This is a genomic window from Halorubrum kocurii JCM 14978 (assembly GCF_000337355.1).
Lineage (GTDB): Archaea > Halobacteriota > Halobacteria > Halobacteriales > Haloferacaceae > Halorubrum > Halorubrum kocurii.
Genome location: NZ_AOJH01000009.1, coordinates 12,730 through 33,007, shown reverse-complemented (window position 1 = coordinate 33,007; position 20,278 = coordinate 12,730). Strand labels below are relative to the sequence as shown.

Sequence of the window (20,278 nt, the reverse complement as noted above, 5' to 3'; positions counted from 1 at the left end):
AAGCGTCGCTCAGACGCCTCGCGAGCCATCTCGTGAGGGCGGTTGAGAGGCCGTGAAACCCTCAATCTGGGCGGGTGAGGCCGGTTTTTTTGTACCGTGTCCACGGATCGTTGGACATGCTACACAGTACCGGGCCGCTACTGTCGATCGACGTCGGCGAGCGGACGACGTCTGAGACGGATATCACGGGGGTTCAGGAGCGATACATCGGCGGACGGGGTGTGGCGACGAGCCTCGCGCACGAGCGGATCCCGTTCGACGCGGACCCGCTCGGAGCCGAGAACCGCGCCGTGTTCACCACCGGGCCGATGCAGGCTTCCCAGATGAGCTTCACGGGGCGAACGAACTGCACCGCGCTGTCGCCGCTGACCGACGGACTGCTCTCGTCGAACGCCGGCGGCTTCGTCTCGCGCCACCTCGCGGCGACGGGGTACGGAGCGATCGAGCTGGCGGGCGCGAGCGACGAGCTGGTCGTCGTCCACGTGCGCGACGACGGCGTCGAGTTCGAGTCGGTGCCCGACCTCGCCGGGGCGACGGTCTCGGAGACAACGGGCTATCTGGAGGACGAACACGACCTCTCCAGCGAGCAGACGGCCGTGATCGGCCCTGCGGGCGAACACGAGGTCCGGTTCGCGTCGATCATGACGACCGAGGAGCGCGCGTTCGGCCGCGGCGGGCTGGGCGCGGTGCTCGGCTCGAAGAATATCAAGGCCGTCACGTTCGGCGGCGACTCGGCACCCGAGTTCTCAATCGACGCGACCGCGAACGACATCCACCGCGAGGCCGCCACCGAGGACCACATCATGAAAGAGCAGGGGACCGTGGCGGTGATGGACCTGGCCAACGAGATGGACGGGCTGCCGTCGTACTACTTCTCCGAGCGCTCCTTCGAGGGCGTCGAAGGGATCAACGGCGCTGCCGTCGCCGACAAGAAGTACAAGAAGGGGACGTGCTCGGCGTGCGCGTTCGCCTGTAAGCTCCCGACCCGCGACGAGGCCCGCGGCGTCGAGACGGAGGGCCCCGAGTTCGAGGTCGCGATGGCGTTCGGCTCGAACTCCGGGGTCGACGACATCGTTGACGTGATGGAGTCGAACCGCCTCTGCGACGAGTACGGGCTCGACGCCATCTCTACGGGCAACACGATCGCCGCGTACCTCGCCGCCGAGGACGAGTTCGGCAACCGCGAACTCATCTGGGACCTCGTCGAACAGATCGCTCACCGCGACGGGGTGGGCGACCGGCTCGCGGAGGGGATCGGCCGGATCCACGACGAGCTCGGCGTGGGGAACTGGTCGGTGAAGAATATGGACTTCGCAGCCCACGAGGGACGACTTCTCCACGGACAGGCGCTTTCGTACGCGGTCGCGAATCGCGGGGCCGACCACATGTACGCGACGTTCTACTCCGTGGAGTACCCCCTCGTCGAGGAGGACGAGGCGATGGAGCCCGCGGGGTTCGAGGGGAAAGCGGAGCGGCTCATCGAGCGCGAGAACCTGATGGCGCTCAACGACAGCGGCGTCGTCTGTAAGTTCTCTCGAGACTTCATGACGCCGGAGCGCTACGAGCTCCTCTTCGACGCCGACTTCGAGGAGCTGCTCGCCGCGGGCGCGCGGACCGTCACGCTGGAGCGCCATTTCAATAATCAGCGAGGGCTCGACGTCGACGACGACCGGCTGCCGTACGAGGAGGAGCTCCCAGGGCTCGACGACGCCATCGAATCGTACTACGAGCACCGCGGGTGGAACGAGGACGGGACGGTGCCCGAGTCGGCGCTGCCCGCGTGAGCCCGGTCCTCGGCTGCTGACGTCGCGCTCGGCTGACCACTGTTCGACCGACGACCGTTCGACGGACGACTACTCAGCGATCGCCAGCTCCGCCGTCGCTTCGATCGCGTCGGCGATGACCTCGGTGCCGACCTCCGCTTGCTGCTGGGTCAGAACGAGCGGCGGCAGGAGCCGGACGACGTTGCCGTACTGGCCCGCCGTCCAGACGAGCACCCCGTGTTCGTAGCAGTACTCCTGTATCGCCTCGACGCGGTCGTCATCCGGCTCCCCGTTCGCGTCGACGAACTCGGCGCCCACGAAGAGGCCCTTACCGCGGACCTGGCCGAGCCCAGGGTCGCCCTCGCCGGCGTCGCGGAGGCGGTCGCGGATCCACGCGCCGACCTCCGTCGCGTGGTCGAGCAGGTCGTGCGACTCGATGTATTCGATCGCGCGCAGGCCGCCGACCATCGCGGGGACGTGCCCCCGGTAGGTGCCCGCGTGGTCGCCCGGCCCCCACGTGTCCAGATCTTCGTGGTACATCGTCCCGGACAGCGGCTGGCCGTTGCCGCCGAGTGCCTTCGCGGTCGTCATCACGTCCGGCGTCACGTCGTAGTGTTCTGACGCCCACCACTCACCGGTACGGCCCATCCCGACCTGGATCTCGTCGAACATCAGCGGGAGGTCGTTCTCGTCGGCGATCTCGCGGAGGCCCGAGAGGAACCCGTCCGGCGGGGCGATGACGCCTCCCTCGCCCTGGATCGGCTCGACGAAGATCCCGGCCGGATCCGTGAGGCCGCCGTACGGCTCCTCGACGATCGCGCGGACCTCTTCGAGCGCGCGGTCGACCGACTCCTCGGGACTCCGCCCCTCGCGGAAGGGGTATGGGAACGGCGCGTGGACCACGTCGGGCAACAGCGGTGCGTACGGCTTCTTGAACTTCTTGTTCGACGTGATGCTCATCGCGCCGGCCGTCGCCCCGTGGTAGGAGTTCCGGAACGCGAGCAGCCCGTTACCGCCCGTGTTGTACTTCGCGAGCTTGATCGACGCCTCAACGGCGTCGCTACCGGTGGGACCGCCGAAGACGAACCGGCTGTTGCCGGTGAGGCTTCCGGGTGCGATCTCGTCGAGCTTGTCGATGAGATCGAGGCGGGGCTCGGTCGGGAAGTCGACGGTGTGGGTGAGCTTGTCGATCTGCTCGTGGACGCCCTCGTTGACGTACGGGTTCGCGTGGCCGACGTTGTAGACGCCGATCCCGGCGAAGAAGTCGAGGAACACGTTCCCGTCCGCGTCCTTCAGGGTTGCACCCTTCCCCTCCTCGAACGCGAGCGGGATGTCATTCGGGTACGCGACCGCGCTGCTGTCGATGGCCTCCTGTCTGTCGAGCAGGCGCCGAGAGTTCGGCCCGGGGACTCGGTCGACGCTCGGTTCCTCTGCGAAGTGTAATTCGTGGATCGGCGGTCCCGCCATGTGGCAACCGATACGACACGCCCACATATGGTTGGTGGAACCAGCAATCAATGACGGTGTACACGAAATCTGTTTTCACACCGGGCGGTCGCGCCCCACTCGTTGGTCGGTAGCGATGCGCACGCGACGTGGCCCCGAGATCAACCTGGGGTACGTCGCAGCGCCGGCTCCCAGGATCACCGACGCAGTTCGCGCACAAGCGAGGACTCTCAATGTCGGTGTCACTCGTCAGTTTCGGCCCGTCCGTGCCGTTTATACAGATACAAGAAGAGTACCTGCGGCTTCAGCCGCAGGATGAATCCGACAATACACTTCGCAGTCCACCGTCCATCGGTGAACTACCCTACCCTACTCGCTCACGGCTGACGCCGTTCGCTCCTTGAGGGTAGGGCTTCCTGCTTCCACGACGCGCTTTGCAGACACCGAGTCGGTGTCCACAGGGAGCGCAGTCTCCACAGACGTTGATTCGGAGTGTCCCACTCCTACATCTTCGAGGCCGCGAGAAAGGATGTTCCACGCCGCGTTTGCGTCCCTGTCCGACTTAAACCCGCAGGCGGGACAGGTGTGTTCACGGACCCACAACGGTTTGTCGGTCGAAACGCCGCACGACGCGCACTCCTTGGTCGTCCCTCTCGGATTCACGGCGACGAAGTGCGTTCCTTCACGCTCGCACTTGTATTCGAGTAATGTGAGGAACGTTCGCCACGCCGCCGCCGCCGTGTTGCGGCTGTTCGACGGTGATTCGAGTATCCCTTTCACGTTCAGGTCTTCGACCGCCACGAGGTCGTACTCCCGAGCGTAGTAGTTCGAGAGCTTGTGCAGGAAGTCGCGGCGCTTTCGTCGGAGATCGGCGTGACACTCCGCGACCCGCCGTCGTTGCTTCTCGTAGTTGTTCGACCCGTATTCCTTCCGTGAGAGGGACCGCTGTTCGCGTTCCAGACGCTCCCGTTCGGCGGAGAGGTCGGGCGACCCGACGGCGGTCCCGTCGGTGTCGTGGGCGTACTTGAGAATCCCCACGTCAATGCCGACGCACCGCTCGGGATTCTCAGGCGGTTCGGGCGGTTCACGGTCCATTTGGACGCCGAACGTGGCGAACCACTCGCCCGTCGGTTCCTTCTTGATCGTGACCTGTTTGAGCTTCGCGTCGTCGGGGATGGCGCGGTGGAGCCGAATCGGTATGTCTCCGAGTTTCGAGAGTGACAGCACAGTCTGACCGCCCTTTTTGTCGAGCTTGAAGCCAGACTGGTTGTACGTGAAACTGCGGAACTCCCGTGGCGGCTTCCACTTGAGTTGACCGACGCCGTAGCCGTTCTCTTTGAGTTTGGAGAGGCTTTTGAGGTTGTCGAACAGCCGTTCCACGACGGTTTGGAGAACCTTCGAGTACACGTCGGAGAGGCCGTCCCACCAGTTCTTGAGGTCGGGGAGTTCCGACCGAAGCGTGGTCATGGAAGGTAGTTCGCCGTGTTCGTCTTGGTACTCGTTGAGCCGATAGAGCGTGTGGTTGTACAATTGCCTACAAATATCGCGGTGGCGGTCCAACTCCTTTCGGTGGGCGTCGGACGGCTTGAGACGGTACTTGTAGGCGTAGTACATCAGCTCTCCCGCTGGTCTTCGACGTACTGTTTCAGCACATCCAGCGACACCTGCCCCGTCGAGATGAGGCAGTACGAGTCGTTCCAGAACGAGTCGCCCCACAGTTCGGTCTTCAGCTCATCCTCGTACTCGTTTCGGATACGGCGAGCAGTCGCGCCCTTGACTGTATTAATGAACTTCACGAGGTTTGTGGTGGGTTTCGCTCGGAACAGGATGTGAACGTGGTCGTCCTCTCCGTCGAGGTTCGTCAGTTCGACGCCGTAGTTGTCCGTGAACCCGCTGATAACCCCGCGAATGAATTGGGTTCGCTCCTCGGTTAGCACTCCGCGCCGATACTTCGTAGTGAGTATCAGGTGGTAGTGCAGGGAGTACGTCGAATGCGCTCCCGAATCGAGGTCGTACTCCATTGGGTTCGTACTATTGTACGGTACCCCAGTGAAAAAACGTTGTGACTACGTGGGTCTGTGGGCCTGCAACCGTATTGCTGTATGAACAGATGATGACGGCGCTGTATGAACAGATGATGACGGCGCTGTATCCCCACCCTACTCCGCTCCCTTCGATCGCTCCGTTGAGGGTGGGGGCTTAGCGCCTATATCCAGCTAACGAATCGAGATCGCCGCGGCGTTCTCGATGCATGATGCCACCGGTGAACAGCCGAAGCTTCGACACGAGTTCTGACTCGGTCTCATACGTTGCTACTCGCAAGTCCCATCGCACCTGTGCGGATCGTATCATCGCGCTCGTCACATCAGCCTCGTGTATGAAGATCAACCGGTCTCCGTGGGTTTCTGAAAGCGCTTCCAGAATGCTTCCGGCTTCTTCGCCGACGCCGAAATTATGCCCGAGAAACGGGAGGATGAACGCCGTTGCGTTGCTACACCGCGTGTACTCGATACTTTGCGTTGCGGCATCCACCTCGTCAGTATCCACGTCAACGTCAACAGCAAGAAACGCGTTCACGCCGGGAGTCACGCGAAGTGCACCCTGTACTCGTCGCAAGAGTGCCTGTGCCGCATCGATCTCTTCTTTACTTTGAAACAGACGACGGAGCGGTCCCGGGAGATCCTCCACGTCGATTGCTTCCCGCTGTTCCTCGCTGAGCACGTAGTTGAGATTGAATGATTTGTACGGTCCCATCAAGTAGAAAAGAAACCGGTCGTACGTCACGTGACCCAACCGCTCGACGATGAGGTCGCGCGTGATCTCTATAGTCACGTACAAGTAAGACCGCTGTTAGTATTTAAAAGACGGTGTTTTTGAGAAAATTCGGCTTGAGAAAACCTAAGCGTCTCTCGCCCGTACGAGACACTACGATGGCGACGGATCACTCACAGACCGCCGGCGCAATGTTCCCGGAGGATCCAGAAGACCTGCTGCCTGAGGAGAGTATCCTCAGCCTTGACGAGTACGTGGCGATGCACGCAGCGGTCGGGCACCGCACCAGATACGAAATCCTCTACCGACTCGTCCATAGCGGCGACATGAGCCCCAAAGAACTGGAGGACGCGATCGACATCGACGACAGCACCCTCCACTACCACCTCAACAAACTCGTCGACGTCGGCCTCGTCGAAAAACGCCAACACACCGAGCGAGGAGCAGACGGCCTCCACACGTACTACCGAGCGACAGTGTTCGGCGAGGTAACGCTCACGAGCGGCGTTGACGAGCTGATCCGCGGCGAAGCAGAGTTTGAAGCGATGTACAGCAGTTCGACCGAGGGTGAATGAGGTGGTGATCTGTCCCACTACGGCCATGCTTCCCAGTTTGAATAGCCCGCCCGCTACAGCGGACTACTTTTACCCCTGTCCAGCCGCCGGTGAAAGTGAGACACGTATCAACCGATGGGTTACGAGAACTCCGGCCGCTCAGCATACATGATCGGATCGCGTGACCCAGCGTTCCGGAACGCTTCAAGCCGGAACGCACACGCATCACACGTCCCGCACGCTGGCTCCTCGTCACGGTAACACGACCACGCCATCTCGTACGGCACGCCGGGCTCCAATCTATGTTCCGCAATTTCTGTTTTTGACCACTCAACAATCGATAAACGGCATATGCTGTTGAGATCATGAGTGCGAGTCAGAGAGCGGTCGACGTGTCCGACCCGAGTGGCTGGGAAACTTGCCCGACCCAAGACTCACAGATATTTGAGCGATACAAAGATATATTGATGCTTGCCCCGTAGAGACTACCATGAGCGAGTTCAATCCGGCTCCTGACTCAGCCACAGAGACGCCACGGTGGCAAGACGGAACCGATACCTTCGGCCGCGTCTACGATGTGGTCCTCGGGCTCACGTCACCGACGACATACAGGAGGGTTGCAGAGCTCGCGGACTGCTCTCCGAACGCCGCAAAAAAGCATCTCGATCGTCTTGCGGAGATGGGGATTGCCCGCGCTGATCGTGACAGCCGTCCGGCCACGTACGAGCGAAACGATGGGTATCTCGAATGGCAAGAGGCGAGTCGGATCGCCACTGATCTCTCTGTCGATTCGATCATCGACCGCGTCGAAGCACTTGAACAGCGACGGACGGAGTACGAAGCCGAATTCGGCACCACCGACCCAGCCACCGTTGCGGTGTTCGACGCCGAGGACCACGAGACGATCCACGACCGCATGACTGCAGTAAGCGACTGGCAGGGAGTCATTCGAGATATTCGCTTATACGAACTTGCCCGCCAACTCTCACAGAACGACGGGCACCTCATCCCCGCTTAAGATGAGTCCGCCCACAGAGGATTCAGCGGCTGAATCGACGGGTCCGCCCGATCGACAAACGTTACGCCTGTTTGAACGACAGTTGACGACGGACCCACTCGTTGCTGCCACCCAGTTCGACCCAAATACGTACGAACCGCGATTACTCACCGCCACCCTTGACACTGAACGGTATCCCGATACGGTCGCTGACGCCAAAACCGACATCCGATGGTTCACAACCGGGGATTTTTCCATCCACTACGTCGAGACCCGGGGAGACAACACCCACTGGGAGTGTCGCTGGGATCGGCATCCAAATACACACAACACCCGACTCCATTTTCACGAACCACCAACCGGTACTGACGTCTCCGATCTCGACCTCGCTTCCCTCCACCCACTCGACGTGTACTCAACGGTGTTCGAAGCAATCGAGCAGCGTATCGAATCGCTCTGGTGAGTGATCTTTCCGACCGATCTGACCCGCAGCCAACTAGCAACGACTTACGAAAACTCCGGCCGCTCAGCATACTCGATCGGATCGCGTGACCCAGCGTTCCGGAACGCTTCAAGCCGGAACGCACACGCATCACACGTCCCACACGCCGGCTCCTCGTCTCGGTAACACGACCACGTCATCTCGTACGGCACGTCGAGCTCCAACCCACGCTCGGCGATCTCCGTTTTCGACCACTCGACGAACGGCGCTTTCAACTCGATCTCCGTCTCCGGTTTTGTCCCGACATCAATGACGTTCTGAAAGGCGTCGAAAAAGGCGGGGCGACAGTCGGGATACCCGGAGAAATCCTCCGAATGCGCGCCGATGAACAGCGCCTCCGAATCAGTCGCCTCAGCGTACGACGTCGCCACGCTCGTCGCTTACCTGCTGAGCATACAGCGTGTAGTCGGTAAACTGTACGTCCTTACCCAATTCTTATTGTCAATACTTTTGAAGTAGTGGTATGCCAACACTCACCAAGAGTGATCGACAGCAACTTCGAGCCGAATTCGACCGGCATCTCGATGTTGGTCTGCATCACGGTGCCCAACTCTCCGTCTACGTTGACGGAGACCTCGTCGTGGATTTCGCCGGTGGGACGACCGGCCCGAATGGCGACGAAACCACCGCAGAAACGCGTCATCTCATTTTCTCGTGTACGAAACCATATGCGGGCGTCGGCCTGCATCAACTCATTGAGCAGGGCGAGGCTGCGTACGACGACCCGGTTGTCGATCACTGGCCCGGGTTCGCCGATAACGGGACACAGAAAGCCGATATTACCATCCGACAGGTGCTTAGCCACACCGCCGGTATCCCATACGGCGATTTCGATGACCAGCCCGAACAGTGGGGAGACTGGGACGCAGTCGTCCGGGCCATGGAAGATATCGATCCGGTATTCGACCCGGGCGAACAACCCGCATATCACACGTTCAACTACGGCTGGATCGTCGGTGAACTCATCCACCGTATTTCTGGTCAGCACGTCGACGAGTATGTCGCCGAAAACGTGTTTGACCCGTTAGGAATGGATCGGTCGTCGATCGGGCTTGACTCGGATGACGACGACGATGTCGCTACCCTAGCCGGATTCGAGATGTTCGACCGCTGTCGTGATCCCGGTGAGGGGTTAGGCATCCCGGCCTCCGAATCCGCGGACGCGTTTAATAACGAAGCTGTTCGGCGTGCAGTCATCCCGGCGGCAAACGGCATTGGCACTGCGCGAGACATGGCGCGGTTTTACGCGTGCATGGCCAGCGGCGGCGAACTCGATGGCGCACGCCTGCTTGGTGAGGAGACGGTTGCCGAAGCGACTCGGACCCACGCTGAAACAGATTCTGACGGGACGCTCTCGCGACCGGCCCGGTATGCGCTCGGGTTTTGGACTGGCGGATTGGCAAATGACATGTTCGGATCGTTCAGCCACGAGCGGATGTTCGGTCATGCCGGGCTCGGGAGTATTTTCGGCTGGGGTGACCCGGAACTGAACGTCGGCTTCGCATACGTCACCAACGGTATTCGCGAGGAATCTTGGGAGCATGCCGCTCGCATTAGTGGAATGTCCGATGCTGTCCGGTTAGCGCTCCTTGAGTGAGGGCTCGTGGTAGTCGACTCTCCGGGATAAGGCGCCTTCGACCTATTCTCCGAGTGATCTCGACGCTATAAGGACTCAGCGGCTGACAACCGCGTACAGCTCTCGGAAGACGACGGCCGCGCCCGCACCGAGCGACCCTGTTGCGGTTGCGATCACGAGTGCGGGGACGAAGAAGCCCGGATCGACGACGTAGTCCGGGCTACCGGCGATGAACGCGATTGCGGTGGAGTGTCCCAATACGACCGCAGCGTTGCCGAGCCACGCGAGTACAATCCCGCGCCAGTGCGAGTAGACGAGCGCCGCAATCGGAGCGCCGAACACGGCATACGAGAAGGGCTGATAGGTTGGGTACGTGGCGTACAACCAGAACGTGAACGGAACTGAGAGAACGGCGATAACAACGATGGCGGCGAGCGCTCTGTAGCGGTCCTCCGACGAGCCGAAGAAGCGTTCCGACAACAAACGCCCGGTCGGCGGCCTCCAGTACCGGAACACAGATCCAACGACGACGGCAAGAGCGCCGACGGCGAGGCCGAGCCGAATGTGGGTCGGAAGTGTGACACTGAGGACGTCAATCTCCAATACGTCTGGCAACGGGCTAAACGCCGCGCGAGCAAGAGCCGACGCGACCGGGAGGACGGGCCCCGCCGCGAGCGTGTAGAGTACGGCGCCACCGTGATACTGAACGAGAATCGCGAGCGCCGCTGTGGGCAGGTATAGGATGGCGGCAGCATTGGAGTGACCGCTATCACTGAGTTCCGGAGTGACCGCGCGGATAGCACTGAACTGGGAGGTCACCTCCGTACTCGCACCGTAGGCCGCGTTCGACCGCCAGTAGGCGGCATAGAGGAGGAATGAGAAGACGAATACAATACCGATGGTGCCAGCGATACGGTGGCGTTCGTCAGGGTTGCCGAGGAGGGCACGACGGACATCCATCGAGAAGTAATACCCGGAGGTTTGGTAAGATGGTTGGGACATCAACTGGCTATCTTGGACCGGTCACGAAGGTTCTGCCAGATCCGGAGACGCTCGTGAGTTTGTTGCCGCACACAAGGCGCGAATGCGGTGCGAACCGTGGTCAATCTTCGGGAGAGGCCGATCGGTCAGTACTGGGTGTACAGGATCGTTCAGTAAAATGAGTAGTGTATCACAGTTCGTTCCGGATAGCAGTGGTGGTCTCTCGTTGTTCTGTATCGCTCGTGGCGGTGTTGAAGTCGCGGCCGAACACACAGCCGAGTCTACTGCGGCTGGTCGCCGTCGACGGCCGCGAGGACGTGGTGGAGCTCTCGGCTGACTGCGTCCGCGGCGGCGTCGAGCGAGTCGAAGGTGTCGCTCCCCGCGTCGCTACACCCGCGTTTGCGGACGAGCCGGACGGCCGCGTCGCTCAGGATGCCGGGACGGACTGCGACTTTCGTCGCGGTACAGGCGCTTTCCCCATTTGGAAGCCGATACTCAACGACGCCGCCGGACTCGTCGTACCGCTCCCAGTCGCCCGGGGCCGCTGGGAGCCTGTCGACCAGCGCCTGCGGATTGGCCGCCGTTGCGACGCTCGTGGTGGACACACCAACTGTTCGGTCGTCGCGCACATACCGGTGTCGGCGCCGCTCAGCCGCGCGCCGGATACACGGACGGGTGCGTCACCGACCGGTCGCGGAATCGGCACCATATCTCTCCGGCCGCCACGGACGAGTCCGTGCTGCTCGCCACCAGGAGTCGCATTTCTGCGTGGTGCGGAACTGGCGCCGATTCTACGCTTATCCGTCGTGGACTCGTAACTGCGGTATGGACACGCTTGTGACAGAGCACGACGGGCTCATGCTCGCCCGGATCGAGAGCAGTGACCGAGTGTTCGAGGTGAACTTCGACGCCATCGAACCGACCGATGTGACGCTCGGATTTTACCGAGACGGTGAACGCGTCGGAAGTATCTACAACGACGACGGGACCGACCGGACCATGGCGCGATTGACCACGGCCCGCGAGGGCGCCGATTTCATCGGCATCGAAGTGCCGAAAGCGTTCGTCGCAGAGGTGCTTGACGCTGCCGTTGAGGCCGGGCGAGTCAGTGATGAAGCCGCCGCCGACGGATACCGACTCCGAGTACTGTGACGATGGAAGCCGGTCGGCTCCGTTTCCGGCGACACCGTTTCGAGCGGGGCCGGTCTCGCTGAATCCGGTCAGCTAGCCGCGCCGACACCGTCTGTCCGAACTAGTGAGAGCCGACGCGGACGGCCGCGACGGCGTGTGCTGCCTGTGAGTCACCGGGATGTTCGTCACTCGAAGTCTCGGAATCGCGTCTGTCCGGTGCGTCGCACGTCGCTCTCCTCGTCAGACTCGTCGGCTTCCTCGCCGTCTCGACATAAGCCCGACACCGCCGCGCGGTCGTCCGGCGACGGTCCCCCCGCGTTCTGCCCCGCTCTGGCCGGAATCGTCGTCTGCGAACTTGACTCTCGTGGGCTAGCTGGCGTCGAGTCGACAGCTGATGGAACAGTAGTATGTCTGCGACTACCGACCGAACAGACGATCAAGCCAGTAGTAGTGTGATTACTCAGTAGTTGCGCAGTACCACTTGGATAATGCCTACGAGTTAGTAACCCACACGCTTTTCTCTGGCGTCAGACACGGTACATCCATGAACGACGACTTATTCGAACGTATTCTCGTTCCAATTGCGAGTCCTGACGACGCTGAAGCGACGGCACGTGCGGTTCGGCCGCATTTGGATTCTGACACGACTCTTATCGTAACACACGTAACCCAGGGAACGGCCGCTGAGACGACGGTGAAAACCGGCAGAGACCAGTTCACCGGAGCGACGTACGAGAAGTTCGTCGACATTCTCTACCGCGATGATCTCCAGTTTGAGTGGGCGACGCTTGAAGGGCGCGAGGTCGCGGAGGCACTCACCGATGCGATCGATATGATGGAGGCGACACTCGTCGCTTTCACACCTCGAGATATAGATACGTGGGAGCGGACAATCGCCGGCGACCCTGGAGGCAAGCTCATACGCGAGGCAGATGTTCCGGTGATGGTTTTCCCGGACCGGCAAGCCTGACCGACCCCTTGGAATGCGGCGCACAGTGCCCTCTTGCGGCACGCTGACCTCCGCTAGGGCAGACAAGCCAAGGGTGTGTGTTCCGTCCTGACTGGTTCCCCAGACGCTATCGCCGCTTTCTCGCTTCAGTTCGGAATCGAGCGCGGCGAGCAGTTGTCCCTCTTCGGGGGCGAGGACGGGTCGTCACCTTCGAGTAGTTCTTCTCGGCGTACCCTTGTCGAACGCCCAGTTCGCGAGCGAGAATCCGGAGCCGGTCCTGACTGATCATCGCGGTCAGGACTCCGTCGGCTCCAGCGTGGCTGGCTCGACGTTGATTCGGAGGCGATACGTGCTGTCGGTCGATCCGGTTTCGGGTCGCGTCGGGTCCAGTGGGGAATACCCACTCGTGAACGATGCGACGAGTTCCTCGCGGGTGGGGAGGTCGGTGCCGAGCTGGTCGGCGAGGTAGACGATCCGCTTGGTCGCTGCGCCGTTGTCGAGGCGTTCGAGGTACTCGCCGACGCTACTCGCAACAGTAGTTGGTTTTGTGATGATTTGTCGTGACTTAGATTGAATAAACATCCTGTCACACAGGGTACTATTTTTTCTCGGATCGCTATCTCGAAACTTAGGACACTACCTGCTCATCGGATGGGAGATGCGACCCTGAGTGATAGAACGCTTCTCCGGTCGTATCTTCGAACAAATGAAGCCGCGCAGGGTCGTACGTGACGGACACTGTGTCACCGGCATGAACTTCTGCTCGCGGCTCTGCCTGTATGTTACACGCTGTGGCTCCGATCGAACTCAAACTGTTCGATCGGAGCCAGTGTAATAGAAGAGCACGGTCACAGCAACAAACTACTTGAATACTAAGAGTAATATCCTAGTATGCCAGATCCACGATCGTCTACGGGTATCAGTGGGTTAGACGACATCTTAAACGGCGGCCTCATCCACCCGCGAAACGTGCTTATACGCGGCTCTCCTGGTTCAGGGAAGACAATTTTCGGCTTACATTTTCTTTCGGCGGGGATAGACGCTGGCGAGACATCTCTGTACGTCAACATGGGTGAGCCGCAGGCATACGTTGAAGAAACCGCTGATGCGTTCGATCTTCATACCGAGCAAATTCACTTCCATAATATTTCGCCGACTCAAGAACAGTTCTCAGAGCGTAACTCCTACAGCGTCTTTGAGTCAGCAGAAGTCGAACAGCCGGACTTTATTGCGGGCCTCCGTGAGAAGATTGATGAGATCGAACCAGACCGGGTGTTACTAGATCCAATCACAGAATTCCGGCATCTTACAACTGACGAGCGGCAATTCCGGTCCGGAATCCTCGGCCTCCTTGATTATCTCAAAGAAATTGACGCGATAGGCATGTTAACGTCTCAAGCTGGCGGGCCAATCACAGACGATGATATCCAGTTTCTTGTTGATACTGTCATTTCTCTAGATGTGACTCCTGAGAGCCGGATGGTCAGTGTCTCTAAGTTCCGAGGGTCATCGTTCCGGCGTGGGGATCATTTCTACGATATTTCTGCGGCGGGACTGGAAGTTTGGCCGGCACTCGTGCCCGATACACAGAAACAAGCGAGCGACGCGGAACCGCTTTCGTCTGGCGTGGACGAACTCGATGAGTTGCTCTATGGCGGCTTAGACCAGGGCACGATAACAATGCTTAGCGGGCCAACCGGTGTCGGCAAGACAACGACTGGGCTCCAGTTTCTCATCCAAGCAGCACTTGAGGGCAAACAGAGCGTGTTATTCCAGTTCGAAGAAGCAGAATGGACCATTCGTGATCGCGCAGACGCAATTGGGCTTCCACTTCAGGCTGCGCTGGACAGCGGCGAACTCTCCATTGTTGAGGTCTCTCCCGATGAGTACACGGTTGGTGAATTTGAGCATCTCCTCCGAGAGGCTGTTACCGACGGGACTGAGGTTGTGATGATTGATGGGTCACAAGGATTCCAAGAAAATCTCCGTGGACTTGCTGACACGACGGGTGCGTTGGTGCGGATCGGTCGGTTCCTCCGGGCTGCCAGTATCACTACCCTGCTTATTAATGAAGTCCAGAATATCACCGGGGACTTCCAAGCGTCTGAAGAGCGGACGAGCAATCTTGCCGATAATATTGTCTTCCTGCGTCACGTCGAGTACCGCGGCGAGGTGCGGAAAGTGATTGGGACACTGAAAATGCGAACCAGCAACTTCGAACGCAGCCTTCGCGAACTCGAGATTACGGCCGACGGAATACGCGTCGGGGAGCCGCTCCCACAACTTCGGGGCATTCTCACTGGGACGCCCGACTGGTCCGAGGATACTGGCGGAACTGATCGCGACGTGGCTGATACCGACCAAGCGTAGCCTTCGCGTGACATACGCACCCAATACGAGCCCACTCGATCAAACCTCATGTCCACAAACGAACAGCAGCCCTACCAAGAGACAGCCGACGAAGCGAAGCGCGTCCTGCTGCTGGTTAGTGACGCAGGGAACCGACGTGTCCTCTCAGAGTGGCTAACCACACATGATCAATATACGATTGTCGAGAGCGTAGATATCGCTGAGGCTGCGTTCGACTGCTGTCTCATCGACAGGACAGCTTTATACGAGCACCGCTCGGAACTCCTTACACGAAAGCACCACGAGCAGGTTGTGCTGCCGTATCTGTTGTTGGTCCCCGAGGCAAAACACCGCCAGATCTGTGATCGTCTCCGCGAGACACACCCGGAGTTGTGGGATGTCATTGACGGGCTGATCGATATGCCACTCGCAGAACACCAACTTGGTGAACAATTAGAGATGGCTCTCCGCCTGCGAGACCAGTCGACTGTCGCGTTCAACCGACGTGAGCAACTCCGCCAAATCCGCGACCAACACGCCGGTCACGGGGTATTGATCACCGACGTCGACGGGACAATTGAGTACGTCAATAGAGGTTTTGAGTCACAATCAGGGTATACAAGTGAGGAAGTCGTCGGAAACACCCCGCGGATGCTCAAAACTGGTGAACACGATGAGGCGTTCTATGAAGAGCTGTGGGAGACTATCACCGCTGGTGAGACGTGGCATGGCACGGTTATCAACAGACGCAAAGACGGCGAGAGGTATATCCTCCAACAAACAATTGCTCCAGTTGAAGCACAAAATGGTGATATCACACAGTTCATCGCCGTTAATCACGAAATTACTGATCTCCGAGATCTCCAAGAACGTCTTCGTGAGCAACGTGAGCAACTCGACGTGTTGAACAGAGTTCTCCGTCACGACATCCGAAATGATATGAACGTCATTGTTTCGTGGGGAGAAATGCTTGAAAATGAGCTCTCTTCGGACGGTAAAGACAAACTTGACCGGATCCTCCGGGCAGGAAATCATGTTATCGAACTCACAAACGTTGCCCGTGACCTATCAGAACTCATTCACGGTGATGGAACGCCAGATCTCAAGCCGATCTCACTTCGACAACTCCTCGCCGAAGAACTCGAAAAGCGCCGGGAGACGTTTTCCGACGCAGAAATTACGATGCCAGACCCACCCGATCAAGAAACGCGTGTACTGGCGAATGAGTTGCTCTCGTCAGTATTTCGGAACCTTGTCAACAATGCGGTTCAACACAATCAGACAACACATCCGAAGGTAGTCCTCACCGTCGAAGAGGTGGATGACACCGTCCGTGTCAGAGTGGCTGACAACGGACCAGGGATTCCAACCGACGTGCGACAAGACTTGTTTCAAGAAGGTCAGAAAGGACTTGAGAGCGGGGGGACCGGAATAGGTTTGTTCCTCGTTGACAATCTTGTAAAGAGTTATGATGGGAAGGTCTGGATCGCGGACCGTGGTGAGGATGAATTGCCCAGTGAAGCAACTGAGACGGACCAACCTGGCGTAGCATTTGTAGTTGAGCTACAAACAGTTGGGGCTGAAGACAGTAGCGAGGGGAAGTGATCGATGAACGGCACACTTCCTGAAAATGACTCCGCTGATGATATTGCTGAGCAGGCAGCCTTATTCCCCCTACTCTCTGATAAAGGAAATCGACGGCTGATTGTTGAGTGGATTGAATCCCACGATAGCTACACGCTTGTCGATCCTGATCAGCCAGTTACAACGGCGACATTCGATTGTTGTATCCTTGATGGAGAGATGTTACAGACGCATGCTGAGACGCTCCGAGCTCGGAAACGCAAGGCTGAGCCCGCTCTCTTGCCGTGCCTCCTGCTTATTCCGGAAGCAGACCTCTCGGTCATTGAGACCGATCGTGGCGAGATTGCCGACAGCGTTGTGTTCAAAACCGCCGACGAAGTGGTTTCGATGCCGATCAAAAAGGCTGAATTAGAGTGGCGGACGGAGGCGCTCACCAGACTGCGGACCCAATCGTTACGTCTCAAAACACGCACAGAGTCGCTGGCACTATTCAAACAAGCGGTTGAATCCTCTGGTCACGCGATCTGGATGTCCGACACTACTGGGACGATTAAATACGTCAACTCAGCATTCGAATCAATTACGGGCTACAGTCGGACTGAAGCTGTCGGCGAGTCGCCAGAAATTATCAGCTCTGGAGTGATGGCCGACGACTACTACAGTGACCTCTGGGAGACGATCTCCGCTGGCGACACGTGGCATGAAGAAATTACAAACCAACGACGAGACGGATCCCAATACGTCGCTGATCAGACTATCGCTCCAATCGTCGAAGACGGTGAGCCGAAAGCCTTTGTCGCCGTCCAAAGGGACATCACCGAACGGAAAGAGATTGAACAACGGCTCTCGTTATATCGTGATATTGTTGAGCGGCTTGAGGATCCAATTATGCTCCAGAGCTGTGAGGGAGAGTTTCGACTGGTTAACGACGCACTGTGCTCGTTTGCCGGGCTCTCAAGAGATGAATTACACGGCGATGGTGAATACGAGTTTATGGACACAGCCACTGCCACAGAGATTGCCCGGCAGAAACAGCGCGTGATCGAGACCGAACAGCCAGTCGAATACAGTGTTGAGCCGACGTTCACACATACCGATAAGGAAGCGGTCTTCTACACGAGTCGGTACCCTTACTACCAGGATGGAGAACTTACCGGCACACTTGCGATCTGCCGGGACGTCACCAATCTCGACAATCGGACGCGACAGCTGAAAGTCTTTGACAATATTTTGCGCCATAATATTCGCAACGATGTGAATGTAATCCGTGGTCGAGGCAAACAACTGCAAGACGAACTCGACGGCGAACTCAAGGCTGCTGCCGATGTCATTGTTGAGCGGGCGAACACCCTGTTGACGACGAGCGAGAAGTCGCGAAAGATTACTGATGGTCTCAGTGATCCACGCGAGCCGGGGCCAGTAGATATCGGACAGTTAGTTCGGGAACTTGCCGAAGAGGTAGCTAAGGACTGGCCTGACGCAGGGATCGATGTCTCAGGCCCGGCTCAACTTGTTGTTTCTGCGTCTGATTCGATTGATGCCGCCATTGAAGAACTCTTAATCAATGCTTTTGTCCACAATGACAGCGACGAACCACGAGTCTCCGTTGGCCTTGCTGTTGACGAACCGCGAGGTATTCTCCGGGTGCGGGACAATGGTCCGGGAATACCGGAGTTTGACAGAAACGTGCTTGAATCTGGCGGGGCCATCGAGACACTATCACATGGCAGCGGACTCGGATTGTGGCTTGTCTACTGGACTATCACCCATTCGGGCGGCAATATTTGTGTTGACGGCCGCGAGTCAGGTGGCACCGAGATTACAATTAGGCTCCCGTTGGCACCTGAGACATGACTTTTCTACTCCTTTAGCAGGTGATAGAGTTACGAGCGCATACCCCCGTCTTTAGGCGGGGGTCAAGCGGACAATAGCGTACACCTCTACCGACGACGCTACGGCTGGATTTCCCACCGATTCACCACCAGTATTAACACACTTTGATCCATAGTATGTAACGCAGATGAAGACCACACGGCACGCGACTTATAATCTCAACTACCACATAGTGTGGTTGCCGAAGTACCGCAACTCGGTACTGGTCAACGAGGTCGCTGACCGTGTGCGAACCATCCTCCACGAAATAGCCGACAACAAAGGCGTCGAAATTCTTGACCTCACCGTCCAGCCCGATCACGTTCACCTGTTCGTCAGTAGCCCGCCCAAGAACGAACCGGCGCTCCTCGCTAACTGGTTCAAGGGTATCTCCTCGCGCAAGTACAACCACCGATACGCCGACCACGACGGCGAGAAAATCGGATGGGCGAGAGGCTACTACGCAGGGACCGCCGGGCACGTTTCGAGCGAGACAGTCAAGAACTACATCCAGCAACACAAGGAAAGCGACTCGTGACCGAACTCACGAAGACGCTCGAACTCAAGCTCGTGGACCCGAACGCTCACAAGCGGCGGAAATTTCGAGAGACGCGAGAAGCGTATCAGCACGCCCTCCAAGACGCCTTCTACCAGAACTGTACCACGCAGACCGAAGCGAACGACGTGGTGGTCGACTACGACCTGAGCGGGTATGCGAAGAACGCACTCAAAAAATACGTCCCGCAACTCACGACGACCTACAACGCGGGCGATCTTCACGGCGACCACCCTGTGCGCTTCACCAACGAGGGGCTACGACTCGACCACAAGCCTGAGAACGCTATCGAGTGGTACGTCAAGATTCCGCACCACGAGGACTACCACCTTTGGATCCCAGCCCAACCGAACCCCGAACAGCGGGACTGGCTCGAAGCGTTGAACGCAGGAGACGCCATGATGGGCGAGAGTCGGCTATTCGAGCGGGACGAGAGGTGGTATCTCCACGTTACCGCCACCTGCAACGTGGAGGAACGCTCCGAGACATCCGCCGAAGAACGGACGCCCATCGGAGTGGACATCGGGGAAGCATCACTCGTCACGGTGTGTCATCGCGACGACCACGGTTCCCCGACCGCGCCCGAACTGTGGGCCGACGAGGGCAAAACTGTCCGTCGGCTCCGCAAAACATACTTCACCGCCACGCGACGACTCCAAACGCGCGGAAGCGAGCGTATCGCGGAGTCGTTCGGTGACGACCTGTGGAACCAGATAGACGACGTGTTCCACCGCGTCACCCGCGACGTCGTGGAGTACGCTGAGTCCGTCGAGAATCCCGTGCTGGTTCTGGAAGACCTGACGCACATACGGGAATCGATGGACTACGGCGAGTATATGAATCGGCGTCTCCACGGATGGGGGTTCGCCAAACTCCACGCACAGATACGGTACAAGGCCGTCGAGAAGGGGATCCCCGTCAAGACGGTGAACCCACGTAACACGTCGAAGGAGTGCCACGCGTGCGGTGAAGTGGGATACCGCCCGCGACAGGCGACGTTCAAGTGTACGAACGACGCTTGCTGGATGGGCGAGTACCATGCGGACGTGAACGGCGCGATAAACATCGCAGACCGCTACCTCAGCGGAGAGAGCCATTCGAGAGAACACATGGATGGCAATGACTCGGCTGAGGATGGGGGGCGTTTGACCGCCCCACAAGACAGCCACGCCGATGCTACCCAGCAAGAGACGCGTGGAGCGTATGCGTCTTGAAACCAGAGGGCCACGTCCGGCCTGAAATCCCG

General features: G+C 58.9%; 18 protein-coding genes and 4 pseudogenes. 12 read left to right on the top strand and 10 right to left on the bottom strand.

Going from position 1 to position 20,278, the window contains the following annotated elements; translation table 11 throughout:
- Positions 1-116: 116 nt before the first annotated feature.
- The gene (locus tag C468_RS01200; protein ID WP_008847042.1) at positions 117-1,784 is read left to right on the top strand and encodes an aldehyde ferredoxin oxidoreductase family protein; all 1,668 of its coding nucleotides are present in this window, start codon (positions 117-119) and stop codon (positions 1,782-1,784) included.
- 69 nt (positions 1,785-1,853) lie between these two features.
- Here C468_RS01200 and C468_RS01195 read toward each other — a convergent pair whose 3' ends face one another.
- The 4 genes from C468_RS01195 to C468_RS01180 all read right to left on the bottom strand — a co-directional run bounded on the left by C468_RS01195 (position 1,854) and on the right by C468_RS01180 (position 6,041).
- Positions 1,854-3,230 (bottom strand): aspartate aminotransferase family protein, encoded by a 1,377-nt coding sequence (locus tag C468_RS01195; protein ID WP_008847041.1) that lies wholly within the window; start codon positions 3,228-3,230, stop codon positions 1,854-1,856.
- A 348-nt stretch (positions 3,231-3,578) separates the two neighbouring features.
- Positions 3,579-4,823, bottom strand: a complete 1,245-nt coding sequence (locus C468_RS01190) for an RNA-guided endonuclease InsQ/TnpB family protein (RefSeq protein ID WP_008847040.1) — start codon at positions 4,821-4,823, stop codon at positions 3,579-3,581.
- The gene (tnpA, locus tag C468_RS01185; RefSeq protein WP_008847039.1) at positions 4,823-5,230 is read right to left on the bottom strand and encodes an IS200/IS605-like element ISHko3 family transposase; all 408 of its coding nucleotides are present in this window, start codon (positions 5,228-5,230) and stop codon (positions 4,823-4,825) included. The genes C468_RS01190 and tnpA (C468_RS01185) overlap by 1 nt, the downstream gene beginning before the upstream one ends.
- 178 nt (positions 5,231-5,408) lie before the next feature.
- Positions 5,409-6,041 carry a DUF7509 family protein gene (locus tag C468_RS01180; protein WP_008847038.1) on the bottom strand — a complete coding sequence of 211 codons (633 nt, stop codon included), beginning with the start codon at positions 6,039-6,041 and terminating at the stop codon, positions 5,409-5,411.
- A 98-nt stretch (positions 6,042-6,139) separates the two neighbouring features.
- Between C468_RS01180 and C468_RS01175 the strand changes: the two genes are divergently transcribed.
- Positions 6,140-6,556 carry a winged helix-turn-helix domain-containing protein gene (locus C468_RS01175; RefSeq protein WP_008847037.1) on the top strand — a complete coding sequence of 139 codons (417 nt, stop codon included), beginning with the start codon at positions 6,140-6,142 and terminating at the stop codon, positions 6,554-6,556.
- A 119-nt stretch (positions 6,557-6,675) separates the two neighbouring features.
- Here C468_RS01175 and C468_RS17275 read toward each other — a convergent pair.
- Positions 6,676-6,870: pseudogene (locus C468_RS17275) on the bottom strand (7-cyano-7-deazaguanine synthase); the annotation flags it as partial.
- 155 nt (positions 6,871-7,025) lie between these two features.
- Here C468_RS17275 and C468_RS01170 point away from each other — a divergent pair.
- Positions 7,026-7,553: a DUF7342 family protein gene (locus tag C468_RS01170; protein WP_008847036.1), complete on the top strand. Its 528-nt coding sequence runs from the start codon at positions 7,026-7,028 to the stop codon at positions 7,551-7,553.
- A 1-nt stretch (position 7,554) separates the two neighbouring features.
- Positions 7,555-7,995, top strand: coding sequence for a hypothetical protein (locus C468_RS17270; RefSeq protein ID WP_080510576.1), 441 nt, complete (start codon positions 7,555-7,557; stop codon positions 7,993-7,995).
- Between the two features lie 44 nt (positions 7,996-8,039).
- Here the strand turns inward: C468_RS17270 and C468_RS01165 are convergent.
- Positions 8,040-8,408, bottom strand: a pseudogene (locus C468_RS01165) (7-cyano-7-deazaguanine synthase); the annotation flags it as partial.
- An 89-nt stretch (positions 8,409-8,497) separates the two neighbouring features.
- On the opposite strand from C468_RS01165, the gene C468_RS01160 reads away from it, so the two are divergent.
- Positions 8,498-9,631 (top strand): serine hydrolase domain-containing protein, encoded by a 1,134-nt coding sequence (locus C468_RS01160; RefSeq protein ID WP_049911828.1) that lies wholly within the window; start codon positions 8,498-8,500, stop codon positions 9,629-9,631.
- A gap of 75 nt (positions 9,632-9,706) precedes the next feature.
- Here C468_RS01160 and C468_RS01155 read toward each other — a convergent pair whose 3' ends face one another.
- Positions 9,707-10,570, bottom strand: a complete 864-nt coding sequence (locus C468_RS01155; RefSeq protein WP_049911826.1) for a hypothetical protein — start codon at positions 10,568-10,570, stop codon at positions 9,707-9,709.
- Between the two features lie 302 nt (positions 10,571-10,872).
- Complete coding sequence (locus tag C468_RS01150) at positions 10,873-11,196, bottom strand: hypothetical protein (RefSeq protein ID WP_008847031.1); 324 nt, start codon at positions 11,194-11,196, stop codon at positions 10,873-10,875.
- A gap of 220 nt (positions 11,197-11,416) precedes the next feature.
- Here C468_RS01150 and C468_RS01145 point away from each other — a divergent pair, with 220 nt between their 5' ends.
- Both C468_RS01145 and C468_RS01140 read left to right on the top strand, forming a co-directional pair.
- Positions 11,417-11,743 carry a hypothetical protein gene (locus C468_RS01145; RefSeq protein ID WP_008847030.1) on the top strand — a complete coding sequence of 109 codons (327 nt, stop codon included), beginning with the start codon at positions 11,417-11,419 and terminating at the stop codon, positions 11,741-11,743.
- A gap of 523 nt (positions 11,744-12,266) precedes the next feature.
- Complete coding sequence (locus C468_RS01140; protein ID WP_049911824.1) at positions 12,267-12,692, top strand: universal stress protein; 426 nt, start codon at positions 12,267-12,269, stop codon at positions 12,690-12,692.
- Between the two features lie 51 nt (positions 12,693-12,743).
- On the opposite strand, the pseudogene C468_RS19415 reads toward C468_RS01140, so the two are convergent.
- Positions 12,744-12,860, bottom strand: a pseudogene (locus tag C468_RS19415) (DUF7539 family protein); the annotation flags it as partial.
- A gap of 105 nt (positions 12,861-12,965) precedes the next feature.
- Positions 12,966-13,196, bottom strand: a pseudogene (locus C468_RS01135) (type IV toxin-antitoxin system AbiEi family antitoxin domain-containing protein); the annotation flags it as partial.
- A gap of 366 nt (positions 13,197-13,562) precedes the next feature.
- On the opposite strand from C468_RS01135, the gene C468_RS01130 reads away from it, so the two are divergent.
- The 5 genes from C468_RS01130 (at position 13,563) to C468_RS01100 (ending at position 20,246) form a co-directional block, all read left to right on the top strand.
- Positions 13,563-15,041, top strand: a complete 1,479-nt coding sequence (locus tag C468_RS01130; RefSeq protein WP_080510574.1) for an ATPase domain-containing protein — start codon at positions 13,563-13,565, stop codon at positions 15,039-15,041.
- Positions 15,042-15,089: 48 nt separating this feature from the next.
- Entirely contained in the window at positions 15,090-16,625 is a 1,536-nt protein-coding gene (locus C468_RS17260) for an ATP-binding protein (RefSeq protein ID WP_080510573.1), read from the top strand.
- Positions 16,626-16,628: 3 nt separating this feature from the next.
- Entirely contained in the window at positions 16,629-18,458 is a 1,830-nt protein-coding gene (locus C468_RS01110) for a PAS domain-containing protein (protein WP_080510572.1), read from the top strand.
- Positions 18,459-18,624: 166 nt separating this feature from the next.
- Entirely contained in the window at positions 18,625-19,014 is a 390-nt protein-coding gene (gene tnpA / locus C468_RS01105; protein WP_008847023.1) for an IS200/IS605 family transposase, read from the top strand.
- Positions 19,011-20,246: an RNA-guided endonuclease InsQ/TnpB family protein gene (locus tag C468_RS01100; protein WP_008847022.1), complete on the top strand. Its 1,236-nt coding sequence runs from the start codon at positions 19,011-19,013 to the stop codon at positions 20,244-20,246. Before tnpA (C468_RS01105) ends, C468_RS01100 begins: the two co-directional genes overlap by 4 nt.
- Positions 20,247-20,278: the final 32 nt, after the last annotated feature.

Bases quoted from the DNA above. Each gene is read 5' to 3' on its own strand.
- C468_RS01190 (WP_008847040.1), bottom strand. From the start codon at position 4,823: ATGTACTACGCCTACAAGTACCGTCTCAAGCCGTCCGACGCCCACCGA.
- C468_RS01160 (WP_049911828.1), top strand. From the start codon at position 8,498: ATGCCAACACTCACCAAGAGTGATCGACAGCAACTTCGAGCCGAATTC.
- tnpA (WP_008847039.1), bottom strand. From the start codon at position 5,230: ATGGAGTACGACCTCGATTCGGGAGCGCATTCGACGTACTCCCTGCAC.
- C468_RS01175 (WP_008847037.1), top strand. From the start codon at position 6,140: ATGGCGACGGATCACTCACAGACCGCCGGCGCAATGTTCCCGGAGGAT.
- C468_RS01170 (WP_008847036.1), top strand. From the start codon at position 7,026: ATGAGCGAGTTCAATCCGGCTCCTGACTCAGCCACAGAGACGCCACGG.
- C468_RS01155 (WP_049911826.1), bottom strand. From the start codon at position 10,570: ATGGATGTCCGTCGTGCCCTCCTCGGCAACCCTGACGAACGCCACCGT.
- C468_RS01140 (WP_049911824.1), top strand. From the start codon at position 12,267: ATGAACGACGACTTATTCGAACGTATTCTCGTTCCAATTGCGAGTCCT.
- C468_RS01195 (WP_008847041.1), bottom strand. From the start codon at position 3,230: ATGGCGGGACCGCCGATCCACGAATTACACTTCGCAGAGGAACCGAGC.
- C468_RS01110 (WP_080510572.1), top strand. From the start codon at position 16,629: ATGAACGGCACACTTCCTGAAAATGACTCCGCTGATGATATTGCTGAG.
- C468_RS01130 (WP_080510574.1), top strand. From the start codon at position 13,563: ATGCCAGATCCACGATCGTCTACGGGTATCAGTGGGTTAGACGACATC.
- C468_RS17260 (WP_080510573.1), top strand. From the start codon at position 15,090: ATGTCCACAAACGAACAGCAGCCCTACCAAGAGACAGCCGACGAAGCG.
- C468_RS01145 (WP_008847030.1), top strand. From the start codon at position 11,417: ATGGACACGCTTGTGACAGAGCACGACGGGCTCATGCTCGCCCGGATC.
- tnpA (WP_008847023.1), top strand. From the start codon at position 18,625: ATGAAGACCACACGGCACGCGACTTATAATCTCAACTACCACATAGTG.
- C468_RS17270 (WP_080510576.1), top strand. From the start codon at position 7,555: ATGAGTCCGCCCACAGAGGATTCAGCGGCTGAATCGACGGGTCCGCCC.
- C468_RS01200 (WP_008847042.1), top strand. From the start codon at position 117: ATGCTACACAGTACCGGGCCGCTACTGTCGATCGACGTCGGCGAGCGG.